Below are 22,298 nucleotides of genomic sequence, written 5' to 3'. Positions count from 1 at the left end.
GGAGATGCTCCATGGCCCGCATTGACCTCGTCGATCTCGCGCAGTCCTACAGCGGCAATGACGCACCGCTGGAATCCTTTGCGCTGAAGCCGGTCACCATGACCTGGCGGCAGGGCGGCGCCTATGCGCTGCTCGGGCCGTCCGGCTGCGGCAAGACCACGCTGCTCAATCTGATTTCCGGCATCGTGACGCCGTCGCGCGGCCAGATCCTGTTCGACGGCAAGGACATCACGCCGCTGTCGACGCAGAAGCGTAACATCGCGCAGGTGTTCCAATTCCCTGTGATCTACGACACCATGACGGTCGGCGAGAACCTGGCTTTCCCGCTGAAGAACCGCGGTATCGCCAGGGCCGAGGTCGATGCACGGGTCAAGCAGATCGCCGGTCTGCTCGACCTCACGCCGTATCTGAACCGCAAGGCGACGCGGCTCACCGCCGACGCCAAGCAGAAGATCTCGCTCGGCCGCGGCCTGGTGCGTTCCGACGTCGCCGCCGTGCTGTTCGACGAGCCGCTGACGGTGATCGATCCCGAGCTGAAATGGCAGCTCCGCTCCAAGCTGAAGGCGCTGCATCGCGAGCTCGACCTCACGATGATCTATGTCACCCACGACCAGACCGAGGCGCTGACCTTCGCCGATACCGTCGTCGTCATGCATGACGGCCGCGTGGTGCAGAGCGGCACGCCGGCCGAATTGTTCGACAAGCCGGCGCACACCTTCGTCGGCTACTTCATCGGCTCGCCCGGCATGAACATCGTGCCGGCCGAGGTATCAGGCCACGAGGCGCGGATCGACGGCCACGTCATCGGCCTGCGCCGCAACTACGGCGTCCTGCCGGCTGGGAAGAAGATCGAGATCGGCGTGCGGCCCGAATTCGTCGATGTCGCGCCGCCTGCGTCGGGATTGCTCTCGGCCACCATCGAGCGGATCGACGACCTCGGCCGCATCCAGTTCGCCCGCGTTCGCGTCGGCAACACCAAGCTCGCGGCGCGGGTGCCGCCGGGCTTCTCGGTCTCCGGCGACACCGCCGGTCTCGTTTTCAATCCCGCCTATGTCCACGTCTATGCCGACAGCCATTTGGTGGAAGGGGTCGCCTGATGGACAAGACGATCAACCAAAAAGCCTGGTTCCTGGTGCTGCCGGTGTTCCTGGTGGTCGCATTCTCGGCGGTGCTGCCGCTGATGACGGTCGTGAACTATTCGATGCAGGACACCTTCGGCAACAACCAGTTCTTCTGGAACGGCGTCGGCTGGTTCAAGGAGCTGCTTGATCCCTCCACCGATCTCGGCGGCCGCTTCCTGGCCTCGCTCGGCCGCAATTTGTTCTTCTCCGCCGTGATCCTGGCGATCGAGGTGCCGCTCGGCATCGTCGTCGCACTGTCGATGCCGCGCGAGGGCTGGAGCGTCGCGGCCTGCCTCGTCATCCTCGCGCTGCCGCTCTTGATTCCGTGGAACGTGGTCGGCACCATCTGGCAGATCTTCGGCCGGCCAGATATCGGCCTGCTCGGCTACGTGCTGAACCATCTCGGCTTCAACTACAACTACGTCTCCAATGAGGTCGACGCCTGGGTCACCGTCATCGTGATGGACGTCTGGCACTGGACCAGCCTCGTCGCGCTGCTGTGCTACGCCGGCCTGAAGTCGATCCCCGACGCCTATTACCAGGCGGCGCAGATCGACGGCGCCTCGCGCTGGGCGGTGTTCAAGGCGATCCAGCTGCCGAAGATGAACCGCGTGCTCTTGATCGCGGTGCTGCTGCGCTTCATGGACAGTTTCATGATCTACACCGAGCCGTTCGTGGTCACGGGCGGCGGGCCCGGCAACTCGACGACCTTCGTCTCGATCGAACTCGTGAAGATCGCGCTCGGCCAGTTCGACCTCGGCAAGGCTGCCGCGCTGTCGCTGGTCTACAATCTGATCATCCTGATCGTGTGCTGGGTGTTCTACACCGTGATGACCAATGCCGGCACCGAACGTAAGGCCGTGGCGCAGGGCGAGCCGGCTGCCGAGCCCAAGCCAGCGGCCGCGCCCAAGCCCGCAGGCGTGCTCAAACCGAAGGAAGGAGTGGCGTGATGCACTCGATCCCCGGCCGCCGCCTGGTCATGGCGCTGTTCCTGATCTTCCTGCTGTTGCCGATCTACTGGCTCGTCAACATGAGCTTCAAGACCAACGCCGAGATCGTCTCGACGATGACGCTGTGGCCGCATACGCCGACGCTGCAGCACTACCGGCGCATCTTCACCGACGAGAGCTGGTATTCCGGCTACATCAATTCGCTTGAATATGTCGTCATCAACACCGTGATCTCGATCGCGGTGGCGTTGCCGGCGGCCTATGCGTTCTCGCGCTACCGCTTCCTCGGCGACAAGCATCTGTTCTTCTGGCTGCTGTCGAACCGCATGGCGCCGGCGGCGGTCTATGCGCTGCCGTTCTTCAACCTCTATTCGGCGATCGGCCTGTTCGATACGCCGTGGGCGGTTGCGCTCGCGCACTGCATCTTCAACGTGCCGCTGGCGGTGTGGATCCTCGAAGGCTTCGTCTCGGGCGTGCCGCGCGAGATCGACGAGACCGCGTTCCTCGACGGCTATTCGTTTCCGCGCTTCTTTATCAAGATCCTGGTGCCGCTGATCGCGAGCGGCATCGGCGTCGCCGCCTTCTTCTGCTTCATGTTCTCATGGGTCGAACTGCTGCTGGCGCGCACGCTGACCTCGGTGCAGGCCAAGCCGATCGCGGCGATCATGACGCGCACGGTCTCGGCCGCCGGCATGGATTGGGGGCTGCTTGCCGCGGCCGGCGTGCTCACCATCATCCCAGGGGCGCTGGTGATCTGGTTCGTCCGCAACTACATCGCGCGCGGCTTCGCGCTCGGCCGGGTCTAATCCAATGATCAATCGAATAACTAGCATCTCGACGCCGGACTTCACCTCTCCCATGGGGAGAGGTCGGATTTGGCGCGAAGCGGCAAATCCGGGTGAGGGGTTCCGCTCGATCGATAGACCGTACCCCCTCACCCCAGCCCTCTCCCCATGGGAGAGGGGGCGCGCCGCGCCGTGCGGAAGGAACTGAGGCATGGACAGCATCGCATGGATGGCATGGACCTGGCCGACCGCAGTCTTCTTCGTGCTGCTTGCCTCTACGCTCGGGATGATGACCTGGCTCGCGATTGCCTATCCCGAAGCCGAGCGGGTCGGCGTGCTGCGGATTCCGACCACGCGTGGCGATCGCCTGTTCGTCTCGCTGGTGCTGGCAGCGGTGATCCATTTGCTGTGGATCGGCCTCGTCGGCACCGATCCGATTTTCACCCTGCCGATCGGGGAGGGCATTGATATTTCGAGCCTGTGGCTCGCAACACTGATTTCGCTTGCCTCAGCTGCGTTTATCTTTCGAACCGTCTGAGAGGCGAAAAAGAGCAGATCCGGGGCCTACCCGGACCTGGGGTACTTAGTTTGTCGCTGCAACCGGAGGAATCAACATGCGACACTTGAGAAGCACCAAGGATAGTCTTCTGACCATGACCAGCGTCGTCGCGCTGGCTGTGGCATCAGTGGCTATCGCCGCGCCGGCGCGCGCCGACGAGGCGGCCGCGAAGAAGTGGATCGACAGCGAATTCCAGCCGTCGACCCTCTCCAAGGACGACCAGATGAAGGAGATGCAGTGGTTCATCAAGGCCGCTGCCCCCTTCAAGGGCATGGATATCAACGTCGTCTCCGAAACGCTGACGGTGCACGAATACGAATCCCGCACGCTCGCCAAGGCGTTCGAGGAGATCACCGGCATCAAGGTCAAGCACGACATCATCCAGGAAGGTGACGTCGTCGAGAAGATCCAGACCCAGATGCAGTCCGGCAAGAACGTCTATGACGGCTGGATCAACGACTCCGACTTCATCGGCACCCACTTCCGTTACGGCCAGGCGGTCGACCTCACGGAGTGGATGAAGGGCGAAGCCAAGGACGTCACCGATCCGATGCTCGACGTCGACGACTTCATCGGCAAGTCGTTCACGACGGCGCCGAACGGTCATCTCTATCAGCTGCCCGACCAGCAGTTCGCGAACCTCTATTGGTTCCGCTACGACTGGTTCACCAACCCGGAATACAAGGCGAAGTTCAAGGCCAAGTATGGCTACGATCTCGGCGTTCCGGTGAACTGGTCGGCCTATGAAGATATCGCCGACTTCTTTACCAACGACGTCAAGGAGATCAACGGCGTCAAGGTCTACGGCCATATGGACTATGGCAAGAAGGATCCCTCGCTCGGCTGGCGTTTCACCGACGCCTGGCTGTCGATGGCCGGCAACGGCGACAAGGGTCTCCCGAACGGCCTGCCGGTCGACGAATGGGGCATCCGCATGGAAGGCTGCCGTCCGGTCGGCTCGTCGGTCGAGCGTGGCGGCGACGTCAACGGCCCGGCGTCGGTCTATTCGATCGTCAAGTATCTCGACTGGATGAAGAAGTATGCTCCGCCGCAGGCGCAGGGCATGACCTTCTCCGAGTCGGGCCCGGTGCCCTCGCAGGGCAACATCGCCCAGCAGATCTTCTGGTACACCGCCTTCACTGCCGACATGGTGAAGCCGGGCATCGCCGTGATGAACGCGGACGGTACGCCGAAGTGGCGTATGGCTCCGTCGCCGCACGGCTCGTACTGGAAGGACGGCATGAAGCTCGGCTACCAGGACGTGGGTTCGCTCACGCTCTTGAAGTCGACCCCGGTCGATCGCCGCAAGGCGGCCTGGCTCTATCAGCAGTTCATCGTCTCCAAGTCGGTGTCGCTGAAGAAGAGCCATGTCGGTCTCACCTTCATCCGTGAATCCGACATCTGGGACAAGTCGTTCACCGAGCGTGCGCCGAAGCTCGGCGGCCTGATCGAGTTCTACCGCTCGCCCGCGCGCGTGCAGTGGACCCCGACCGGCAACAACGTGCCTGACTATCCGAAGCTCGCTCAGCTGTGGTGGCAGAACATCGGCGATGCGTCGTCCGGTGCGAAGACGCCGCAAGCTGCGATGGACGCGCTCGCCGCGGCCCAGGATTCGGTGATGGAGCGTCTTGAGAAGTCCGGTGTGCAGGGTGCCTGCGGACCGAAGCTGAACAAGAAGGAAACCGCCGAGTACTGGTACAAGAAGGCCGAGAAGGACGGCACCATCGCTCCGCAGCGCAAGCTCGCGAACGAGAAGCCGAAGGGCGAGACGATCGACTACGACACCCTGATCAAGTCGTGGCCGGCCAGCCCGCCCAAGCGCGCCGAAGCGAAGTAAGGCGGTAAGGCTTGACCGCTCACGCCATCCGAAAACTGCGAAAGGCCGGGAGCGATCCCGGCCTTTTTTGCTTCATGGACGCCTGTATCCGGAAGAGTGGAGCCCCCTTCGGGATTGTGCTCAAATGGCGCGATGAGGTCATCATGCGTCGCCTCGTCATCGCATCATGATCCGGGAGTTCACCATGCGCATGGTCTTTCGCTGCGATCCGCGGCTTGCCGAGCATCTGCCGCGGCCGTTCCCGGCCCGCACTGCGTTGCCCGATTGGCTGCGCGCGATGCCGGCGAAGGCGCATTCCGAGATCCACGACCGCGACATCCGCACGGTCAAGCAATGCCCGCCCTTCGTCGATGCGATGGCCTACGGGGTCATAATCCCGCTGCCTTGCGATATCAGGGTCGAGCACGGCGCGTTCGCGTGGGACTGGGATATTCCGGAGCCCGCAACGCAGGGCCATCCGCGCGCGCCGCTCAGCTTCCATCCGGTCGCGCAATTCGCCGGTGCGCCGTTCGCCAACGGGCAGGCCGCGCTGAAATTCAACAGCTTCTGGACCATCGAGCTCGAGCCGGGCTGGTCGCTGTTCGCGACGCATCCGGTCAATCGCGACGACCTGCCGTTCCGGCTGATCTCGGGCCTCGTTGACGCCGACCGGTTTCACGACGGCGGGATCAATTTCCCGGCGGTCTGGACGGAGCCTGATTTCGCCGGCGTGTTGCCGAAGGGAACGCCGGTCGCGCAATGCTTCGCCGTGCCGCGCGAGGCTCCCGAACTGGTGTTCGAAGCCTTCGACGATGCGCACAGCAAGGCCTATGAGAAGGTCGTTAGCGACGTGCTGGCCGCGCCCAATGTCTACCGCAAGCATTTCCGCGCCAAGCGCGGGCGGCTAACCACCTAACGCGATACGCAGCGCGCGCTCGTCGAGCCACAGGCGGCCGTGCGAGGCCGAGGTCAGCGCCATGGCGATCGATCCGAACAGTTTTGGACGCAGGCCGTACGCGCGCGCAAAGGCCTGCATCGCGGCGTCGGCCTTGCCGTCTTCCTGCAGCGCGATCCCGAGATTGAGGGCCGCTTCGGCATAGTCCGGCTTGATCTCGAGCGCCTTGCGATAGGCGAGTGCGGCGCCGTCATGATCGCGCAGATCCTGCCTTGCCACGCCGAGGTCGAACCATACCGAGGCCGGCGCTGGGCTCGCGGTGGCGCGCGCAAGCAGGCTTGCAGCCTTGGCGAGCTCACCATCCTCCCAGGCCAGCCGCCCGAGCCGCGCATTGGCTTCCTGATGCTCGGGGATGGCCTTGAGGATCGCTTCCCAGGCCTCGCGGGCCTGCGCCTTGCGGCCGGCCAGATCCAGCGTGCGCGCCTTCTCGACGAAGGCATCGCGCTGCGGTTTCAGCGCGATGGCGCGGTCGAGATGCGTCAAGGCCGCGTCGAACTCGCCGCCGGAGCGGGCGAGGCGGCCGGCGAGCAGCTGCGCTGCGGCATTGTCGGGACGCTGCGCGAGGCTCGCCTCGACATGCTTGCGGGCCGGCGCGATCTCGCCTTTGGCAAACAGCACGGCGGCGAGCAGGTGGCTCAGCATCGGCTCGCCGGGCTGACGTGAAAGGCCGCGCTCGCAGAGCGCTATGGCCTCGTCATGCCGACCGCTATTGAATGCAGCGGTCGCGCGTCGAACGATATCCTCGGCGTTGTCCTTGCTCATTCCCGTACGTGACCATCTTCAGGCCGGACCATGCTATGCGGCGCCGGAAGGCATGGCCAGCGTCTATCGCGCCGCGGATCGTCCGGCCGCCGCGCGCATCTGCATGTGCGCATGGTGCTGCGCCAATGTCAGTTCCTGGCTGATATGCGACAGCTCGGTGGCGGCGGCTTCGGCAGCTTCGCGAGCGGGCTGGGCGACGCGCGCGAACATCCTGGTCTCGTAAGCGCGGACGGCCTCGCGCCAATCCGGCGATCCCACGAGATACCCCGCCAGTTCCGCCGCATCCAGCATCGCGGCGTTGACGCCTTCGCCGCCGAATGGCGACATCAGATGCGCGGCGTCGCCGAGTAAGGTGATGCCGGGCCGGTTGGTCCAATGATGCCCGACCGGCAGCGCATGGATCGGCCGGAGCGCGAACTGATCGCTGCTGGCGCGGAATAGGTCGAGCAGGACGTCGGCCCAGCCGGCGAATTCGCCGAGCAGCGCCTGGCGCATGCCAGATGGCGAGGTGACGTCGAAGCGCCGTTCGGCCCATTCGAGCGGCACGCGGAAGATCGCGTAACCGCGCAGATGGGCGTTGCCGTTGCGCTGGACGATCAGGCTGCGGCCGTCACTCTCCGCGCCCATCTTGCCGCGGCCGACCAGCTGCGACAGCGCCGGGTAGCGTCGATCGACGTCGTCAATGCCGAACTCGATGAAGGTCAGTCCGCTATATTGTGGCTGATAGCGCGACACCAGTGGCCGCACCCGCGACCACGCGCCGTCGGCCCCGATCACCAGATCAAACGGCCCTTCGCGCACGTTGTCGAAGACGAGGTCGTAACGTCCGTCATCGCGTGGCGTGACCTCGCGCAGGCCGCGATCCCAGCGGACGACGTCCGGCGGCAGGGATTGCAGCAGGAGATCGCGGAGCGCGGTGCGGTCGACCTCGGGACGGTCGCCGGTCATGTCGTCATCCGCGAGCAGCAGCCGGCCGTCGCTGTCGTAAAGCCGGCTGCCCTGGTCCTCGTAACGTGCAATGCGAAGAAAGCCTTCGGTCAGCCCGGCGCGCGCCAGCGCGAGCTGGCCGCTCTCGGTGTGCAGGTCCAGCGTGCCGCCTTGCGGCCGCTCAGTTGCCGATGCCTCCCGCTCGAACACTGTCGTCGAGACGCCGGCGATATGCAGCAAGCGGGCGAGCGTCAGGCCTCCGGGGCCGGCACCGACGATGGCAATGCGAATTGAATTCGAACTCATGGACACCACGCTCACACCAGGATATATAGGTACCTATCTAATATAAATAGGTGTCTATGTAAATGGTGAGATCATGACCGACTGGGACCTGTTCGACCGCCCCGCGCCGCTGGTCAACATGGCCTCGCGCAGCTTCCTGCGGCTCGGCGAGCGCCGGGTGAGGCAGCACGGCTTCAGCATCGGCCAATTGCCGGTGCTCTATCTGTTGCGTGACGGCAAGGCGATGTCACAGCGCGACCTTGCCCGCACCGCGAAGGTCGAGCAGCCGTCGATGGCGCAGATCCTGGCGCGGATGGAGCGCGATGGCCTCGTCCAGCGCACGCCGATGCCGGGCGACGGCCGCAGCCAGCAGGTCTCGCTGACCAAGGCGGCGAGGGCGAAATTGCCCGCGGCGCGCAAGGCGCTCCACCGCAACCAGGATCGGGCGCTGGCCGGCTTCAGCGCGACTGAGGCCGCAACACTGCTTGATCTGCTGCGGCGGCTGAATCGTAACCTTGACCGCATGGTCGCGGAGGAAGTTGAGAGCGGCGAGGCCGTCGACGCGTAGGATCGCAGATGCCGCGCGCAAGAAAAGGCCGGGAGCGATCCCGGCCTTTTTTGTCTCGCCGCCATTCCAGCCATCTCTTTCGTCATTCCGGGGCGCGCGAAGCGCGAGCCAGGAATCCATCCTGACGCGAGTGATGCGGATTATGGATTCCGGGCCTGCGCCTGGCGGCGCATCCTCAGGTGCGCAATTGCGCACCGGGAATGACGATGTGGAGAGAGCGGAGCGCGTTACTCCGCCGCTTCGGTCGCCTTCAGCGTCGGGTAATCCGTGTAGCCCTCGGCGCCGCCGCCGTAGAAGGTCGCCTTGTCCCATTCGTTGAGCGGGGCGCCGGCCTTGAGCCGCTCGACCAGATCGGGGTTGGAGATGAACGGCTTGCCGAATGCGATCAGGTCGGCGGCGCCTGCCTCCAGCACCCTCTCCGCCAGTGCGAAGTCGTAGCCGTTGTTGGCGATATAGGTCTGCTTGAAGCGCTTGCGCAGCGAGGCGTAGTCGAACGCCAAATTGTCGCGCGGGCCGCCGGTCGCGCCCTCGATGACATGGATATAAGTCAGCTTCAGCGCGTTGAGCTGGTCGACGATGTGGTCGAACAGCGGCTGCGGATTGGAATCGGAGACGTCGTTGGCCGGCGTCACCGGCGAGATGCGGATGCCGGTGCGGTCGGCGCCGGCCTCTTTAGCGACCGCCTTGGAGACCTCCAGCATCAGCTGCGCGCGTTTCTCGATCGAGCCGCCATAGGCGTCGGTGCGCTTGTTGGTGCTGTCCCGGGCGAACTGGTCGAGCAGATAGCCGTTGGCGCCGTGGATCTCGACGCCGTCGAAGCCGGCCGCCAGCGCATTCGCGGTGCCGCGCTTGAAGTCCTCGATGATCCCGGGGATTTCCGACAGTTCGAGCGCGCGCGGCTCGGACACGTCGGCGAAGGTGCCGTTCACGAAGGTCTTGGTCTTGGCGCGGATCGCGCTCGGCGCCACCGGCGCGCCGCCGTTCGGCTGCAGCGAGGTATGCGAGATGCGGCCGACATGCCAGATCTGGATGAAGATGCGGCCGCCGCGCTCATGCACGCGATCGGTGACCTTGCGCCAGGCTTCGACCTGTTCCTTCGAATAGATGCCGGGCGTGTCCTGATAGCCTTGGCCCTGCTGCGAGACCTGGCTCGCCTCGGTGATCAGGAGGCCGGCAGAGGCGCGCTGGCCGTAATAGTCCACCGCGAGCGGGCTCGGCACCATGCCGGGCGGCACTGCGCGGTTGCGCGTCAGCGGCGCCATCACCAGGCGGTTCGGCAAGGTCAGCGCGCCCAGCTTGTAGGGCTCGAGGAGTTTGGTCGATTGGCTCATGTGAAATGTTCCAGACAATGATCGATGAGGGAGAGTTGTGCATTGCGGCGACGAGCGCAATGGCCCGTCCGCAGATCAGCCGCGCACGATTCCGCCCATGTGGCCGGCATCGAGGAACAGGGTGTGCGCGTTCACATAGGAGGATTCATTCGAAATCAGGAATAGCGCAGAATAGGCCACCTCCCAGCCGGTGCCCTGACGGCCGAATGGCACTGTCACGGCGCGGTCCGATCGCCTGCGGCTGGCATCGCGGCCCATCGGGGTATCCATGAAGCCGGGCGCGATCACATTGCAGCGAATGCCCTTGTCCTCGCCGGCCCGCGCGATCGCCCGGCCGAGCGCGATCTGCGCCGCCTTCGAGGATTCATAGGCCGGGTTGCGGCCGCCGGCACGCTGGCTCGCCATCGACGAGATCAGGATGATCGCGCCGCCCGGCGCCATCAGCTCGAGCGCCTTCTGCGCGAACAGCATGTGGCTGCGCACGTTGACGGCGTAGTCGCGGTCCCAGGCTTCCGCCGTCATCTTGGGCAATGACAGGCCGGAGGAGATGCCGACATTCAGCGCCAGCCCGTCCAGCCCGCCGAGCTTTTGCGCGCAGCGTTCGACCGCAGGCGCGATCGCCGCGACGTCGGAGACATCGACCACATCGGTGAAGGCCTTGCCACCTTCCTTTGTGATCTGCGCGACGGTGCCGTCGGCAGCCTCCTTGTTGACGTCGATGCAGGCGACCGAGGCGCCCTCACGCGCGAACAGCACGCTCATGGCGCGGCCGTTGCCGATCGGCGGCTCCGCGTCGACGGTTGTGCGCTGTCCTGCACCGACCACGATGATACGGCGGCCGGCGAGGCGGCCGTGGTTCTTTGCCAATCCCAGCGCTTCGGCATGCAGCGACGAGGAGGGATCGATGGCTTTCGGTGCGTGGGTTGTGGTCGACATTGGCGTGCTCCCTGACGTCTTGTTGTTGTCAGGGAGCAGTAGCACGGCTGCGCGTGTGAGGCTAAAATCCCGCGGCGGGGAATATGTTAGTCGCTGTCATTCCGGGGCGTCCGAAGGACGAACCCGGAATCTCGAGATTCCGGGTTCGATGCTGCGCATCGCCCCGGAATGACGCGCGAAGCGCGTCAGCTCACGCCGAGGAAATCGCGCTTGCCGACCTCGACGCCGTTATGGCGCAGGATGTCGTGTGCGGTCACGGCGTGGAAATAGAAGTTCGGGAACGAGAACGCGCTGAGGAATTGCTGACCCTTCAAGGTCATGGTGCGCTCGGGGCCGATCGGGAAGGTGACGTCCCTGGCGTCCGCGCCATCGAACTGCTCCGGCTTGAACGACTTCACATAGTCGATCGTCTTGGCCAGCCGCTGCTTCAGTTCACCGAAGCTCTTCTCGGTGTCGGGCGTCGAGGGCACCTCGCTGTGGGTCAGCCGCGCGCAGCCGCGTGCGGCGTGATCGCAGACCAGCTGGATCTGCTTCGTCAGCGGCAGCATGTCCGGATAGAGCCGCGATGCCAGCAGCACCTCGGGCGCGATCTTCTTCGCCTCGCAATGCGTCTCGGCCTTGGTCAGCTCGCCGGTGAGGCTGCTCAGGATCTGCAAATATGCGGGGACGACGGCGTCATGAAAGGACATGGGGATGCTCCCTGGTGCTGATTAAAATCCGGATGTTACCGAACGGCGATGCTGCAAATGGGGCCGCGGTTGGAAGAATACAACTGCGGGGAGCCGTAACAGTTGGTCAAATATTTCCGTGGCGGTTTCTAAATTCCGTCATCCTGAGGAGCGCGAAGCGCGTCTCGAAGGATGTACGGCCCGGCTAGTGGCCGTCGACCCTTCGAGACGCGCTATGCGCTCTTCAGGGTGACGGGCAACGAACGGAGTGGCCTCGCGAATGGCAAATCTCTTACCGCGTCGGCACGGTAGCGTCCGCCGCCGGCTGGGCGCGGCCGCCGCCGCGCATTCGCGCGAGCAGCTCCGCAGTCGGCCAGGAATCCGCGGGCAGGCCGTATTTCATCTGCATCGCCTTGACAGCGCTGCGGCTCGCCTGGCCGAGCACGCCGTCGATCTTGCCGACGTCATAACCGGCGCGCGCCAGGAGCCCTTGCAGCTCCTTGATCTCGCCGAACGGCAGCTGCGCGACCGGGGCGTGCGGCCGCTGCATCGGCGGTGCGCCCGCGATGCGGCCGGCGAGATAGCCGGCGGTGGTCGAATAGATCAGCGAGTTATTCCATTCGGTGTAGGCGGCGAAATTCGGATAAGCGAGGAACGCTGGACCCATCCGGCCCATCGGCAGCAGCAGCGAGGCCGGCAGTTCGTCATTCGGCAGCGCCTTGCCGTCGCTCAAGGTGACGCCGAGCGCCACCCATTTCGAGCGCGGCAGCTTGATGGTGAGGTCGGCCTGGTCCCACGGGAAGTTCGCCGCCTGCGGCACGCGCACCTCCTGCAGCCACGGCTCGCCGCGCCGCCACTTCAATCCGTTGGCGATGTAGTTCGCGGTCGAGCCGATCACGTCGGGGCCGCTGGCGAGCAGATTGCGATGGCCGTCGCCGTCATAGTCGACGGCATAGTTGAAATAATGCGTCGGCAAAAATTGCGTCTGGCCGAGTTCGCCGGCCCATGAGCCGATCATCTCGTCGGGCGTCAGGTCGCCGCGCTCAATGATCTTCAGCGCCGCGATGGTCTCGCCCTGGAACATCTCCGAGCGGCGGCAATCATAGGCCAGCGACACCAGCGATTTCAGCGTCGGCAGATTGCCCATCTGCGCGCCGAAATCGCTCTCCAGCCCCCAGAACGCGGCGATGACAGCCGGCGGCACGCCATACTCCTTCTCGGCGCGGGCGAACGCGGCCGCATAGGTCCGGATGTATTGCTGGCCCTGCTGCATGCGGTAGTTCGCAGCCATGCGGCCGGCGAACTGGGTGAAGATCTGGCCGAACACGCGCTGGCCGCGGTCGCGGTTGACGATGCCCTGGTCGTAGACCAGGTACGGCGCGGCCTCCGCGATCGTGCGCTGCGAGACGCCGGCGGCGACCGCCTTCTGCTTCAGTTCAGTGAGGAAGCGATCGAAGCTCTGCCCGTTGTGACAGGACGCAGCCCTGGGCGAGGCAATCGCAGCCGGGCGCGCCCGGACCGGGGCCGGCCCGGCGGGGCTGGGCAGCGGCTGCTGCGCCGAGGCAGGGGACGAGACAAGTGAGGAGAGCGCCAGCGCCCCCGCGATCGCTGCGATCATGATCGGGGCGCGGAGGGAAGGTGCTGGCATCGATGTCACCGGCTGGGAACAGGGGGAAAAGGCCCATCCTGCATACACCAGGGCGACACTGGGCAACAACCGGGTGCCACTCCTGGACCAATTGGGCTTAGGCCTCGCCGCACGGCATCTGCCTGTTGTGAGCGCCGGAGCTGATCGCCACGCGATTTCAGGCGCGATCATTGCCGCTTCATAGCGAAGCGATATCCGGGGGCGGTGTCCCCGCATGTCGCTTCGCTCATGCGGGTTACGCTACGGACAGGACGGCAGCACGTGGCCCGGATGGAGCGACGCGTAATCCGGGATCACTCTCGCCGTGGATATGCCCCGGATTTCGCTGCGCTTGATCCGGGCTACAAGTGAATGCTTGCAGATGACCGATTGTTAATCCGCGCCGCGTCGCTGCGGGTTCCTCTTGCGATGCCGGCGGCAAAATCCCTACCTCAGCGGCGTTGATTGTGGCAGCATTCCGCCTGCCGTCAGGGAACCACGATGAACTATTTTCGTACCGCGCTCCTGCTTGCCGGCCTCACAGCGCTGTTCATGGGCGTCGGCTATCTGATCGGCGGCGGCACCGGCGCCGTGATCGCCCTGATCGTCGCGGCTGCGACAAATCTGTTCACCTACTGGAATTCCGATCGCATGGTGCTATCGATGTACGGCGCCCATCAGGTCGATCAACGCTCCGCGCCCGAGCTCCATAATCTCGTCGCCGAGCTCGCGCAGCGCGCAGCTCTCCCGATGCCGCGCGTATTCGTGATGGACGAGGCGCAGCCCAATGCGTTCGCGACCGGTCGCAATCCGGAGAACGCGGCAGTTGCCGTTACCACGGGGTTGATGCAGCAGCTCAGCCGCGAGGAGTTGGCCGGTGTGATCGCGCACGAGCTCGCGCATATCAAGCACCACGACACGCTGACCATGACGATCACGGCGACGATCGCCGGCGCGATCTCGATGCTGGCGCAGTTCGGCATGTTCTTCGGCGGCAACCGCAACAACAACGGCCCCGGCATCGTCGGCTCGATCGCGATGATGATCCTGGCGCCGCTCGGCGCCATGCTGGTGCAGATGGCGATCAGCCGCACCCGCGAATACGCCGCCGACAATTATGGCGCGCGCATCGTCGGCCAGCCGATGTGGCTGGCGTCCGCACTCGCCAAGATCGAGAATTCGGCGCATCAGGTGCCGAACATGGAAGCCGAGCGCAATCCGGCCACCGCGCACATGTTCATCATCAACCCGCTGTCGGGCCACGGCGTCGACAATCTGTTCGCCACCCATCCCTCGACCGCGAACCGCATCGCGGCGTTGCAGCAGCTCGCCGCCGAGCTCGGCACCCAGACCGCGCCGCGCCCCGCAGGCGCCAGCTATCCGCCGCGTACCCCGTGGGGCGGAGCGTCGGGCCAGCGCGGGCCGTGGGGTTAGCCGCGATGAAATTAGCTTGAACTGAAGCAGCACATTTCGTTCGCCTCTCCCGCTTGCGGGGGAGGCCGACGCGCGCAGCGCGGCGGGTGGGGGCTCTCTCCACAATGTGACTCGCGGAGAGAACCCCAACCCCAGCCCTCCCCCGCAAGCGGGAGCGCACCGCACTTGCGGTCGGCAATCAACTTTATCCAATCCTGCACTAAAGCTTGCGAGCTTAGACCACGCTACGCGCTCGCGGCATCCAGCCGTGCGACCTGGTCCTTGCTCAGCGAGAGGTTCGCCGCCGCGACCAGCGTCGTGACCTGCTCGGGCTTGGTGGCGCTGGCGATCGGAGCGGTTATGCCGGGCTTCGCCATCAGCCAGGCAAGTGCGACCGCGGCCGGCTCGGCGCGGGTCTCGGCGGCGACCTCGTCGAGAGAGGCCAGAATGCGCATGCCGCGCGGATTCATGTATTTGGGAATGCTGCGCGTGCCGCGTGGGCTCTTGGCGAAGTCGCTCTCCGAGCGATATTTGCCGGTGAGGAAGCCCGCAGCCAGGGAGAAGAACGTGATCACGCCGACGTCGTTCTCGACACAGACGCGTTGCAGCGCGCCTTCGTAGCTCGACCGCTCCGCGAGGCTGTATTCGGGCTGCATGCTCTCGTAGCGGGGAAGGTTGTCCGCTTTGGAAATATCGAGTGCAGCCTGCAGCCGCTCCGGCGAGAAGTTCGAGGCGCCGATCGCCCTGATCTTGCCGGCCTTGATCAGTTTGTCGTAGGCCGCGAGCGTCTCTTCCTGCGCCGTCGTCTCGTCGTCCTTATGGGATTGGTAGAGGTCGATGTGATCGGTCTGCAGCCGCCGCAGCGAATCCTCGACGGCGCGCGCGATGTAGTCTGGCTTCAGCCCGACATTACCGCCTCCCATGTCCATGCCGACCTTGGTGGCGAGGATGACGCGATTGCGGTTGCCGCGCGCCTTCATCCATTTGCCGATGATCGTCTCGGACTCGCCGCCGTGATGGCCCGGCACCCAGCGCGAATAGACGTCGGCCGTATCCAGGAATGTCAGCCCCTGATCGAGCACGGTGTCGAGCAGGCGAAACGACGCGGCTTCGTCGACCGTCCAGCCGAACACGTTGCAGCCGAAGCACAAAGGAGGGACGGTGAGGCCGGAGCCGCCGAGCGGACGATGCTTCATGAGTGTTCTTTCTCTTGTTCTTGCGGGAGAGGCGGACACTGAGGCAGATCGCCAGTGTTTGCAAGGCGCTGTGCCGTAAGCCGAGGCGGAGGTGGCGTGAGGTGACGCGCGCGTCAGGTCAGGCACGCTGCCCCTCCGTGCCGCGTCGATCATCGATCAATTATTGGTCGCGCAGGAACGCGATTTCATTTGCCGTGCAGTTCATGTAGATTGCGCGGCGAGCTGCCACCGGTTACGCCGAATTCCGGAGAATGCGCGGCAGCGCGCATGGCCATCGGCAGGCCCTTTCTTCTTCATTTCAGTACGAAATCTTCTCCTGCCTGGGCGATGCCCGGGTGAATGCCTTTTCATTCCCAGACAAAGATGGAGGGATTGCCATGCATTTCTGCCTCACAGGGGAATACACACCGCGTGCGATCAACAACATCCTGGAGAACCCGACTACCAATCGATTGGAGGCGGCCAAGAAGTTGATCGAGGCGGGCGGCGGCAAGTTGATTTCGATGTACAGCATGGCGGCCGACGGCCCCAGCGTGATGGTGATCTTCGACGTGCCGGATCCGACCGTCGCGCCTGCCATCACCGGCATCGTCGTCGCGGCTGGCGCCATCCAGAACGTGAAGCTGGTCCGGCTGTTTACCCAGGACGAGATCAAGGTGGTGCGTCAGCACGCGGCCAAGCTCAGGGCTGCCTACTCGCCGCCGGGCAGCTGACGGCTACGGACGACCAAACGCGGCGCAGATCGATCTGATGTCACTCTCGCGCGGCGGCGCTTCGCAGCGTCCCGCGCGGAGGCGGGGGCCGTTGCGCGCTTCTGATCCGGGGCGCGTTGACGGATGGGCATTAGCTCGGGCGGATGTCGCGCGCGCATGCTGGCTCGCATTAGCCCCGGCCGGTTGTGCCGTCGCGCGACGTCCGCTCCCTCGCTCGTAGCGCGTAGCCGAGCCGCTTCGGCATCTGACTGACGCCGGCGTCGCGGCCGCTGGCGTGTCAGCTGGAGTCAGATGATTCCTCTTCCGCCTCCGCCTTCGGCGGCCAGGCGCCGCGCCGGACCAGCGCCTCGTGCAGCAGCTTTTCGATCTGGCCCTGGCGCGAGCGGAATTCCGCGGCCGCCAGCCGATCGAGGATGTCGAGCAGCGGGCTGCCGAGCCGCAGCAGGATCGGCTCCTTGTCCGGCCCCTTGGGGCGCCCGCGCTTAGGCATACAGCGTCCCGGTGTTGACGACCGGCGTCGCATCCTTGTCGGACACCAGCACCACGAGCAGGTTCGACACCATGGCCGCCTTGCGCTCGGGGTCGAGATCGATGTCGGTCTGCTCCTTCAGCTTGTCGAGCGCTTCCTTGACGATGTCGACCGCCCCTGAGACCACGAGCTTACGCGCGGCGATCACCGCGCTCGCCTGCTGGCGGCGCAGCATCACCGGAGCGATCTCCGGCGCATAGGCGAGATGGTTGATCCAGGCTTCGTTGATGGTCACGCCGGCCACCGCAAGCCGCTCCTTGAGCTCGACGATCAGCTCGTTGGTGACCTGGTCGCCGCTTTCGCGCAGCGACAGTGTGCGCGCCGCCACCTTGTCGTGGCTGACGGCCTGATCGGGACCGGCATGGGTGACCGCCTCGTCGAAATCATAGGGATGGCGGCCGGCGATGTGGCGCAGCGCCGATTCCGTCTGCGCGCCGACGAAGTCGGCATAGTCGTCGATCTGGAAGATCGCCTTGGCGCTGTTGTCGACGCGCCAGACCACCACGGCGCCGATCTCGATCGGGTTGCCGATCAGATCGTTGACCTTCAGCTTGCCGCATTCATGGTAGCGGACGCGCTGCGATACTTTCGCGATCTTGAACAGCGGCACGGTGGCCCGCAGCCCCGGTGCGGAGTCCGTGCCGGCATAGGCGCCGAACAATGTCAGCACCGCGCTCTCGTTCGGCTGCAGCGAATAGATCGACGAGCCGAACAGGATGGTGACGACCAGGCTCAGCAGCGCGCAGAGCAGCGACCAGGTCGAGGCATGCATGAACGCGCCGTAGGCGCACCAGACAGTTAGCACGAGAAAGGTCAGCGCGAGCAGAAGCGCGACGTAGCCGCTGCCGACGAGGACGGCCGGGTGGTCGTCGACCCTGACCTTGATCGTGGAAAGGCCTGAAGCGGAATGGTCTTGCATGGTCATGGGAGCAAACCCCTGATGCATCCAGCATAATTGCTGATATTTTTTGATATCATAAAATAGCCACGAGCGAAAGAGTGTCGCCACTGACGGTGCTGCGCGCAGGAGATTTACTAGCTAAAACAATTGGCTAGGCGAACCGACGGTAGCCACGGGAACAGGGGAGACTGGCTCGGCAGGAGGTCGCCATCACCCGTTAGCGGGCCTGCCCTAAGCCGCGGTGCGTGCATTCCGGCGCGCCGCTGCCGTCGACAAATTGCCTATCCGGAAAATCGGCCGCGACGCGCGAAATGAAGTAGAGAGTGCGGTGTATGTACAGACGTTGCCGGCGAAGCGGTTCGCACGGCGGCATCGGGCGGGGTTGGGGTCTGAAGGTGCATCACTTGGTTTCGATTTCAGGCCGCGCAGCGCTGGCGGCGCGCGCGGGACGGCTTGTCCGCATGGTCAGGCTGGCCGGCAGGGTCGCGATCGGTTGCATTCTCATCGGCTTCACGCCGCAACGGGCGGCGGCGCAGGTGCCGTTTTCGCTATTTCAACCGGCGCGACAGATGGAGGCGGCGAAGCCGCTGGCGCGTGACGTCACCGGCCCGCCGACGGTCAGCCAGCGGCTCGACGGCACCGCGTTCTTTGTCGACGATCTCGGCCACATGCTGACCGCGCGCCATGCCGTCACGGACTGCGCCCGGATTGTCGTCAGCAAGGAGGGGCGCGCCGTTGCAGCGCGGGTGGTGGCGCTGGCTGCGAGCGACATTGCCCTGATCAAGGTCCCACGCACGCTGGGCCTCGCAGCGGTATTTCCGCGCGCCAGCACATCGGTCGCCAACGACATGGTGTTTGCCGAGGCCTATGACCGGCTGAAGCCGATGCTCGCGCATGGCGGATCGCTCGGCAATGCGTTCGTCGACACCACGCTGCGCGATCCCGAGCATCTCGTGCTGCGCTCGAATGTCACCTTCGGCACCAGCGGTGCGCCGGTGCTGGATTCCCGCGGCCTCGTCGAGGGGGTGGTGAGCCGCAGGACCACGATCGATCGCGTGCTGGCGGTCGATGCCGCGCACGCCAAGTCCTTTCTTGCCGCGCATGGCGTGCGCTTCCAGGAGGACGACCGGCCGCAGATGAGCGGCACCGCGTCACGCGCGCATCGCGCCGCCAGCATCTCGGCGCGCGTCACATGCCTGCAACAATGAGCGACTAGTTGCTGCCGCGGACGCTCTTGCGTCGTCCTGTCAGCCTGCCGTCTGCGGTCAACCCTTGTCCAGAACCATGCTCATTCTGCGGGGCACGCTCGTGCTCTCGTTCGGCCTGCTGGTCTTCTCCCCGGCGCCAAGCCATGCCCAAGACTTTCGCAATCCCGAACAGGCGCCGCCGTCATGGGCGCAATTCGCCAAGCTGGTCAAATACCGGTTCGAGGAATGGATCGCGGCCGACGAGACGGTCGCCAATCGCTTCCGTAACTGGGTGATCGAGCATTCCGGCAAGGAGAACGGGCCGCCGCCGACGCTCGTGGTGCGCGCCTGGCTCAACCCGGACGGCACCGTCGAGCGCGTCGCGTTTCCCGCGTTCACCGACGCCGGCGCGACCGAGGACCTGCGTACCATCCTGAAGCGTGGCAATGTCGGCGAGGCGCCGCCGCCGGAAATGTTGCAGCCGCTCAACCTGCGCTTCTCGCTCAATCTGCGCAAACCCTGAGCAGCTTCAATCGCGCGGTGCCGCCGCGGGCTATTCTCGACTTGGATCGAGATGGTGATCCGATGGTTCGCTGCCAGTACGGCCGGCCGCCATGACGGCGACCAACCTGCCGGCTCCGGCGAACCTGATCAGCGCTGCGACGATGGCTTCCCGACAAGATGGCGTAAGAAGCCGGGATATCGTGCCCAGCCATCTCGCCGAACCGGACGGTGCAGCCGTCTCCGACCTCAGCCAGTATTCCTCATACCAGCCAGGCTGGACCCGAAATGCGACGACGGTCTGCTCGATGGTCTCGAGCGGAATCTTTCGTGCCGGCATGACACAGCCTCTTTGCAATGCGATGATGATCCCGGACGTTTTCCCGAAGCCGGGCGCCTCCGTTCATGGAGGGTAGACGGCGCTACGCGGGTCGACCGCGCGATGCGAGGCGACGTAGTCGATCTCACCACGCGTAATGCCGATATCGCGCAGCTCTCTGTCGTTCAGATCGCACAGGCGATCCCTCAGCACCGCGCGTAGCTGCCAATCCAGAAGCGCGGCCCAGCACCGGCTCACGATGGCAAAGCGCGGATGTGCTGGCGCAATCGCTTGCGGCGATCCGGCGACATTGTAGGGCGTATCCATTGGGCATCTCCCGACGGCTTGTCTCTGCATCACGGTGGCAGGACGCCGGCAGGTCTGCTTGACATGTCGCTTACATTTTCCTCACCGGCGGCTTACTCTTTCTGCGCCGGCCCGCACGAGAGCGCCCTCGGGCGAGCGGACGGCCATTTGGGGAATGGTGCCTTGCGCTATTTCTTCGAAGATTATTCGCTGGATACCGAGCGGCGCGAGCTGCGACGCGGGTTCGAGGTTATCCCGACGACGCGGCAGGTTTTCGCGCTGCTTGATTATTTTATCCGCAACAGCGATCGCGTCGTCAGCAAGGACGATCTTGTCGACGCGATCTGGGATGGACGTGCCGTTTCCGATGCGGCGGTGACGACGCGTCTGAACGCTGCCCGGCACGCAATCGGCGATTCCGGGCAAGCGCAACGCCTGATCAGGACGCTGCCGCGACAAGGCTTCCGCTTCGTGGGCGTCGTGCAACGGGCGCAGGATGCTCCGGCCGGTTCGCCAGGCACGGCTCTGGACGGGAAGAACGCAAGTCCCCTCGCTGGCCTGGAATGGCCGCCCCACCGCGAGATCCGGAGCGAGTTGGACGCGCCGTCCGGCACTCCAGGCTGCTTGCCGTCCGTCGCGGTGCTGCCGTTTGCCAATCTGTCAGGGGACAAGGAGCAGGACTATTTCAGCGACGGCATCACCGAAGATATCATCACCGAGCTGTCACGTTTCTCCGAGTTGTTCGTCATCGCCCGCAACTCGTCCTTCACATACAAGGGCAAGGCCATCGACATCCGTCAGATCGGACGGGAGCTTGGTGTGCGCTACCTGCTTGAAGGCAGTATTCGGCGTGACGGAGCGCAGGTGCGGATCACGGCGCAGCTGATCGATGCCCTGACCGGGGCGCATCGTTGGGCAGAGCGCTACGATCGCGAGTTGGAGGACATCTTTGCGGTCCAGGAGGAGGTGGCGCGCACCATCGTCGCCGTGCTCGCCGACCACGTGTATGTGGCGGAGCTCGAGCATGCCAAGCGCAAGCCGACGGAGAATCTGGGCGCTTACGATCTCTATCTTCGCGGAATGGCGGAAACCTACAAATGGACTAAGGAGGGGAATGAAGCGGCGCTCCGCCTGTTCTACAGGGCGATTGAACTTGATCCCGAATTCCCGACGCCTTACGGCGCTGCGGCGATGCGCTTCGCCGTGCGCAAGGGGTTCGGCTGGATCGTCGATCGTGATCAGGAGATCGCCGAAGTCAGGAGGCTGGCCCGCTGCGTGATGCAACTGGGCAAGAACGACGCGATTGCATTCGTGCATGTCGGGCATGCGTTGGGCTATGTCGCCAGGGACCTCGATGATGGCGTCGCCATGATTGATCGTGCGCTGGCGCTGAACCCGAACCTCGGCGCCGCGTGGGCACATAGCGGCTGGCCGCGGCTGTGGCTCGGAGATGCAGATTTGGCCATTGAGCACTTTGCACGCGCCATGCGGCTGAGCCCCGTCGATCCGGGCAAGTTCTGGCCGCAGGAAGGCACCGCCCATGCTCATTTCTTTGCCGGCCGCTACGACGAAGCGTTCGCCTGGGCGGCGATGGCGCTGCGCAGCCGGCCGGATAGCCACGCCGCGTTGCGCATCGGTGCCGCAAGCGGCGTGCTCGCCGGACGCTGCGACGAGGCAAGGAGACTGGCAGCGCGATTGCACGAGGTCGACCCGGCGCTACGCCCTTCGACCCTGACCACCGTGCTGGGTCCGTACCGGAACCCCGACGATGTGTCGAAGTATGCGGATGCGCTACGGCGGGCGGGTCTGCCCGATTGATGGCCGCAGCGTCGTCGTGCCGCTCGGCCTGCCGGCGCGGGCCATCCCACAGCTGTTATCGCCCGGCTTGACCGGGCGATCCAGTACGCCGCGGCCTCTCTGCTCAAGCACGAACGCCTCTGGAA

The 22,298-nt window shown here is 64.9% G+C and carries 23 protein-coding genes; 13 read left to right on the top strand and 10 right to left on the bottom strand.

The window, feature by feature from the left end:
* Positions 1–11: 11 nt before the first annotated feature.
* The 6 genes from QDT69_RS20380 (at position 12) to QDT69_RS20355 (ending at position 6,147) form a co-directional block, all read left to right on the top strand.
* Entirely contained in the window at positions 12–1,097 is a 1,086-nt protein-coding gene (locus tag QDT69_RS20380; protein WP_279708257.1) for an ABC transporter ATP-binding protein, read from the top strand.
* Entirely contained in the window at positions 1,097–2,071 is a 975-nt protein-coding gene (locus QDT69_RS20375) for a sugar ABC transporter permease (protein WP_279708256.1), read from the top strand. The genes QDT69_RS20380 and QDT69_RS20375 overlap by 1 nt, the downstream gene beginning before the upstream one ends.
* Complete coding sequence (locus tag QDT69_RS20370) at positions 2,071–2,877, top strand: carbohydrate ABC transporter permease (protein WP_279708255.1); 807 nt, start codon at positions 2,071–2,073, stop codon at positions 2,875–2,877. The genes QDT69_RS20375 and QDT69_RS20370 overlap by 1 nt, the downstream gene beginning before the upstream one ends.
* Positions 2,878–3,067: 190 nt before the next feature.
* The gene (locus QDT69_RS20365) at positions 3,068–3,394 is read left to right on the top strand and encodes a DUF2160 domain-containing protein (RefSeq protein ID WP_279708254.1); all 327 of its coding nucleotides are present in this window, start codon (positions 3,068–3,070) and stop codon (positions 3,392–3,394) included.
* Positions 3,395–3,509: 115 nt separating this feature from the next.
* Positions 3,510–5,252: an ABC transporter substrate-binding protein gene (locus QDT69_RS20360; RefSeq protein ID WP_279708538.1), complete on the top strand. Its 1,743-nt coding sequence runs from the start codon at positions 3,510–3,512 to the stop codon at positions 5,250–5,252.
* Between the two features lie 184 nt (positions 5,253–5,436).
* Entirely contained in the window at positions 5,437–6,147 is a 711-nt protein-coding gene (locus QDT69_RS20355; protein ID WP_279708253.1) for a hypothetical protein, read from the top strand.
* Here QDT69_RS20355 and QDT69_RS20350 read toward each other — a convergent pair.
* Positions 6,136–6,948, bottom strand: coding sequence for a tetratricopeptide repeat protein (locus tag QDT69_RS20350; RefSeq protein ID WP_279708252.1), 813 nt, complete (start codon positions 6,946–6,948; stop codon positions 6,136–6,138). The genes QDT69_RS20355 and QDT69_RS20350 overlap by 12 nt on opposite strands.
* Before the next feature lie 63 nt (positions 6,949–7,011).
* The gene (locus tag QDT69_RS20345; RefSeq protein WP_279708251.1) at positions 7,012–8,181 is read right to left on the bottom strand and encodes an NAD(P)/FAD-dependent oxidoreductase; all 1,170 of its coding nucleotides are present in this window, start codon (positions 8,179–8,181) and stop codon (positions 7,012–7,014) included.
* Between the two features lie 73 nt (positions 8,182–8,254).
* Here QDT69_RS20345 and QDT69_RS20340 point away from each other — a divergent pair, with 73 nt between their 5' ends.
* Positions 8,255–8,728 carry a MarR family transcriptional regulator gene (locus tag QDT69_RS20340; RefSeq protein WP_279708250.1) on the top strand — a complete coding sequence of 158 codons (474 nt, stop codon included), beginning with the start codon at positions 8,255–8,257 and terminating at the stop codon, positions 8,726–8,728.
* A 227-nt stretch (positions 8,729–8,955) separates the two neighbouring features.
* Here QDT69_RS20340 and QDT69_RS20335 read toward each other — a convergent pair whose 3' ends face one another.
* The 4 genes from QDT69_RS20335 to QDT69_RS20320 all read right to left on the bottom strand — a co-directional run bounded on the left by QDT69_RS20335 (position 8,956) and on the right by QDT69_RS20320 (position 13,281).
* The gene (locus QDT69_RS20335) at positions 8,956–10,059 is read right to left on the bottom strand and encodes an alkene reductase (RefSeq protein WP_279708249.1); all 1,104 of its coding nucleotides are present in this window, start codon (positions 10,057–10,059) and stop codon (positions 8,956–8,958) included.
* 75 nt (positions 10,060–10,134) lie between these two features.
* Positions 10,135–10,995 carry an SDR family NAD(P)-dependent oxidoreductase gene (locus tag QDT69_RS20330; RefSeq protein ID WP_279708248.1) on the bottom strand — a complete coding sequence of 287 codons (861 nt, stop codon included), beginning with the start codon at positions 10,993–10,995 and terminating at the stop codon, positions 10,135–10,137.
* Between the two features lie 185 nt (positions 10,996–11,180).
* A complete protein-coding gene (locus QDT69_RS20325; protein ID WP_279708247.1) occupies positions 11,181–11,684 on the bottom strand; it encodes a DUF1993 domain-containing protein in 504 nt (167 codons plus the stop codon).
* A gap of 271 nt (positions 11,685–11,955) precedes the next feature.
* On the bottom strand, positions 11,956–13,281 hold the full coding sequence (locus QDT69_RS20320) for a lytic murein transglycosylase (protein WP_279708537.1): 1,326 nt from the start codon (positions 13,279–13,281) through the stop codon (positions 11,956–11,958).
* A gap of 510 nt (positions 13,282–13,791) precedes the next feature.
* Between QDT69_RS20320 and htpX the strand changes: the two genes are divergently transcribed.
* Positions 13,792–14,724: a zinc metalloprotease HtpX gene (gene htpX, locus QDT69_RS20315; protein ID WP_279708246.1), complete on the top strand. Its 933-nt coding sequence runs from the start codon at positions 13,792–13,794 to the stop codon at positions 14,722–14,724.
* Between the two features lie 224 nt (positions 14,725–14,948).
* On the opposite strand, the gene QDT69_RS20310 is transcribed toward htpX, so the two are convergent.
* The gene (locus QDT69_RS20310) at positions 14,949–15,899 is read right to left on the bottom strand and encodes an aldo/keto reductase (RefSeq protein ID WP_279708245.1); all 951 of its coding nucleotides are present in this window, start codon (positions 15,897–15,899) and stop codon (positions 14,949–14,951) included.
* 251 nt (positions 15,900–16,150) lie between these two features.
* Between QDT69_RS20310 and QDT69_RS20305 the strand changes: the two genes are divergently transcribed.
* Positions 16,151–16,612: a GYD domain-containing protein gene (locus QDT69_RS20305; RefSeq protein ID WP_279708244.1), complete on the top strand. Its 462-nt coding sequence runs from the start codon at positions 16,151–16,153 to the stop codon at positions 16,610–16,612.
* Between the two features lie 277 nt (positions 16,613–16,889).
* Here the strand turns inward: QDT69_RS20305 and QDT69_RS20300 are convergent, their stop codons facing one another.
* Positions 16,890–17,102 (bottom strand): hypothetical protein, encoded by a 213-nt coding sequence (locus QDT69_RS20300; RefSeq protein ID WP_279708243.1) that lies wholly within the window; start codon positions 17,100–17,102, stop codon positions 16,890–16,892.
* A complete protein-coding gene (locus QDT69_RS20295) occupies positions 17,095–18,066 on the bottom strand; it encodes an SPFH domain-containing protein (protein WP_279708242.1) in 972 nt (323 codons plus the stop codon). Before QDT69_RS20295 ends, QDT69_RS20300 begins: the two co-directional genes overlap by 8 nt.
* Positions 18,067–18,446: 380 nt before the next feature.
* On the opposite strand from QDT69_RS20295, the gene QDT69_RS20290 reads away from it, so the two are divergent.
* The 3 genes from QDT69_RS20290 (at position 18,447) to QDT69_RS20280 (ending at position 20,146) form a co-directional block, all read left to right on the top strand.
* Positions 18,447–19,250, top strand: coding sequence for a serine protease (locus QDT69_RS20290; protein WP_279708241.1), 804 nt, complete (start codon positions 18,447–18,449; stop codon positions 19,248–19,250).
* Between the two features lie 76 nt (positions 19,251–19,326).
* Positions 19,327–19,752, top strand: a complete 426-nt coding sequence (locus QDT69_RS20285) for a hypothetical protein (RefSeq protein ID WP_279708240.1) — start codon at positions 19,327–19,329, stop codon at positions 19,750–19,752.
* A gap of 91 nt (positions 19,753–19,843) precedes the next feature.
* Complete coding sequence (locus QDT69_RS20280; protein ID WP_279708239.1) at positions 19,844–20,146, top strand: hypothetical protein; 303 nt, start codon at positions 19,844–19,846, stop codon at positions 20,144–20,146.
* Here the strand turns inward: QDT69_RS20280 and QDT69_RS20275 are convergent.
* Positions 20,134–20,376: a DUF1127 domain-containing protein gene (locus tag QDT69_RS20275; protein ID WP_279708238.1), complete on the bottom strand. Its 243-nt coding sequence runs from the start codon at positions 20,374–20,376 to the stop codon at positions 20,134–20,136. The genes QDT69_RS20280 and QDT69_RS20275 overlap by 13 nt on opposite strands.
* Positions 20,377–20,538: 162 nt before the next feature.
* Between QDT69_RS20275 and QDT69_RS20270 the strand changes: the two genes are divergently transcribed.
* Complete coding sequence (locus tag QDT69_RS20270; protein ID WP_279708237.1) at positions 20,539–22,173, top strand: winged helix-turn-helix domain-containing tetratricopeptide repeat protein; 1,635 nt, start codon at positions 20,539–20,541, stop codon at positions 22,171–22,173.
* The last annotated feature ends 125 nt before the right edge of the window (positions 22,174–22,298 follow it).

The organism is Bradyrhizobium sp. CER78, from assembly GCF_029846235.1.
Classification (GTDB): Bacteria; Pseudomonadota; Alphaproteobacteria; order Rhizobiales; family Xanthobacteraceae; genus Bradyrhizobium.
The sequence above is the reverse complement of the archived record's forward strand: the minus strand, read 5'-3'. Positions and strand labels throughout refer to the sequence as shown.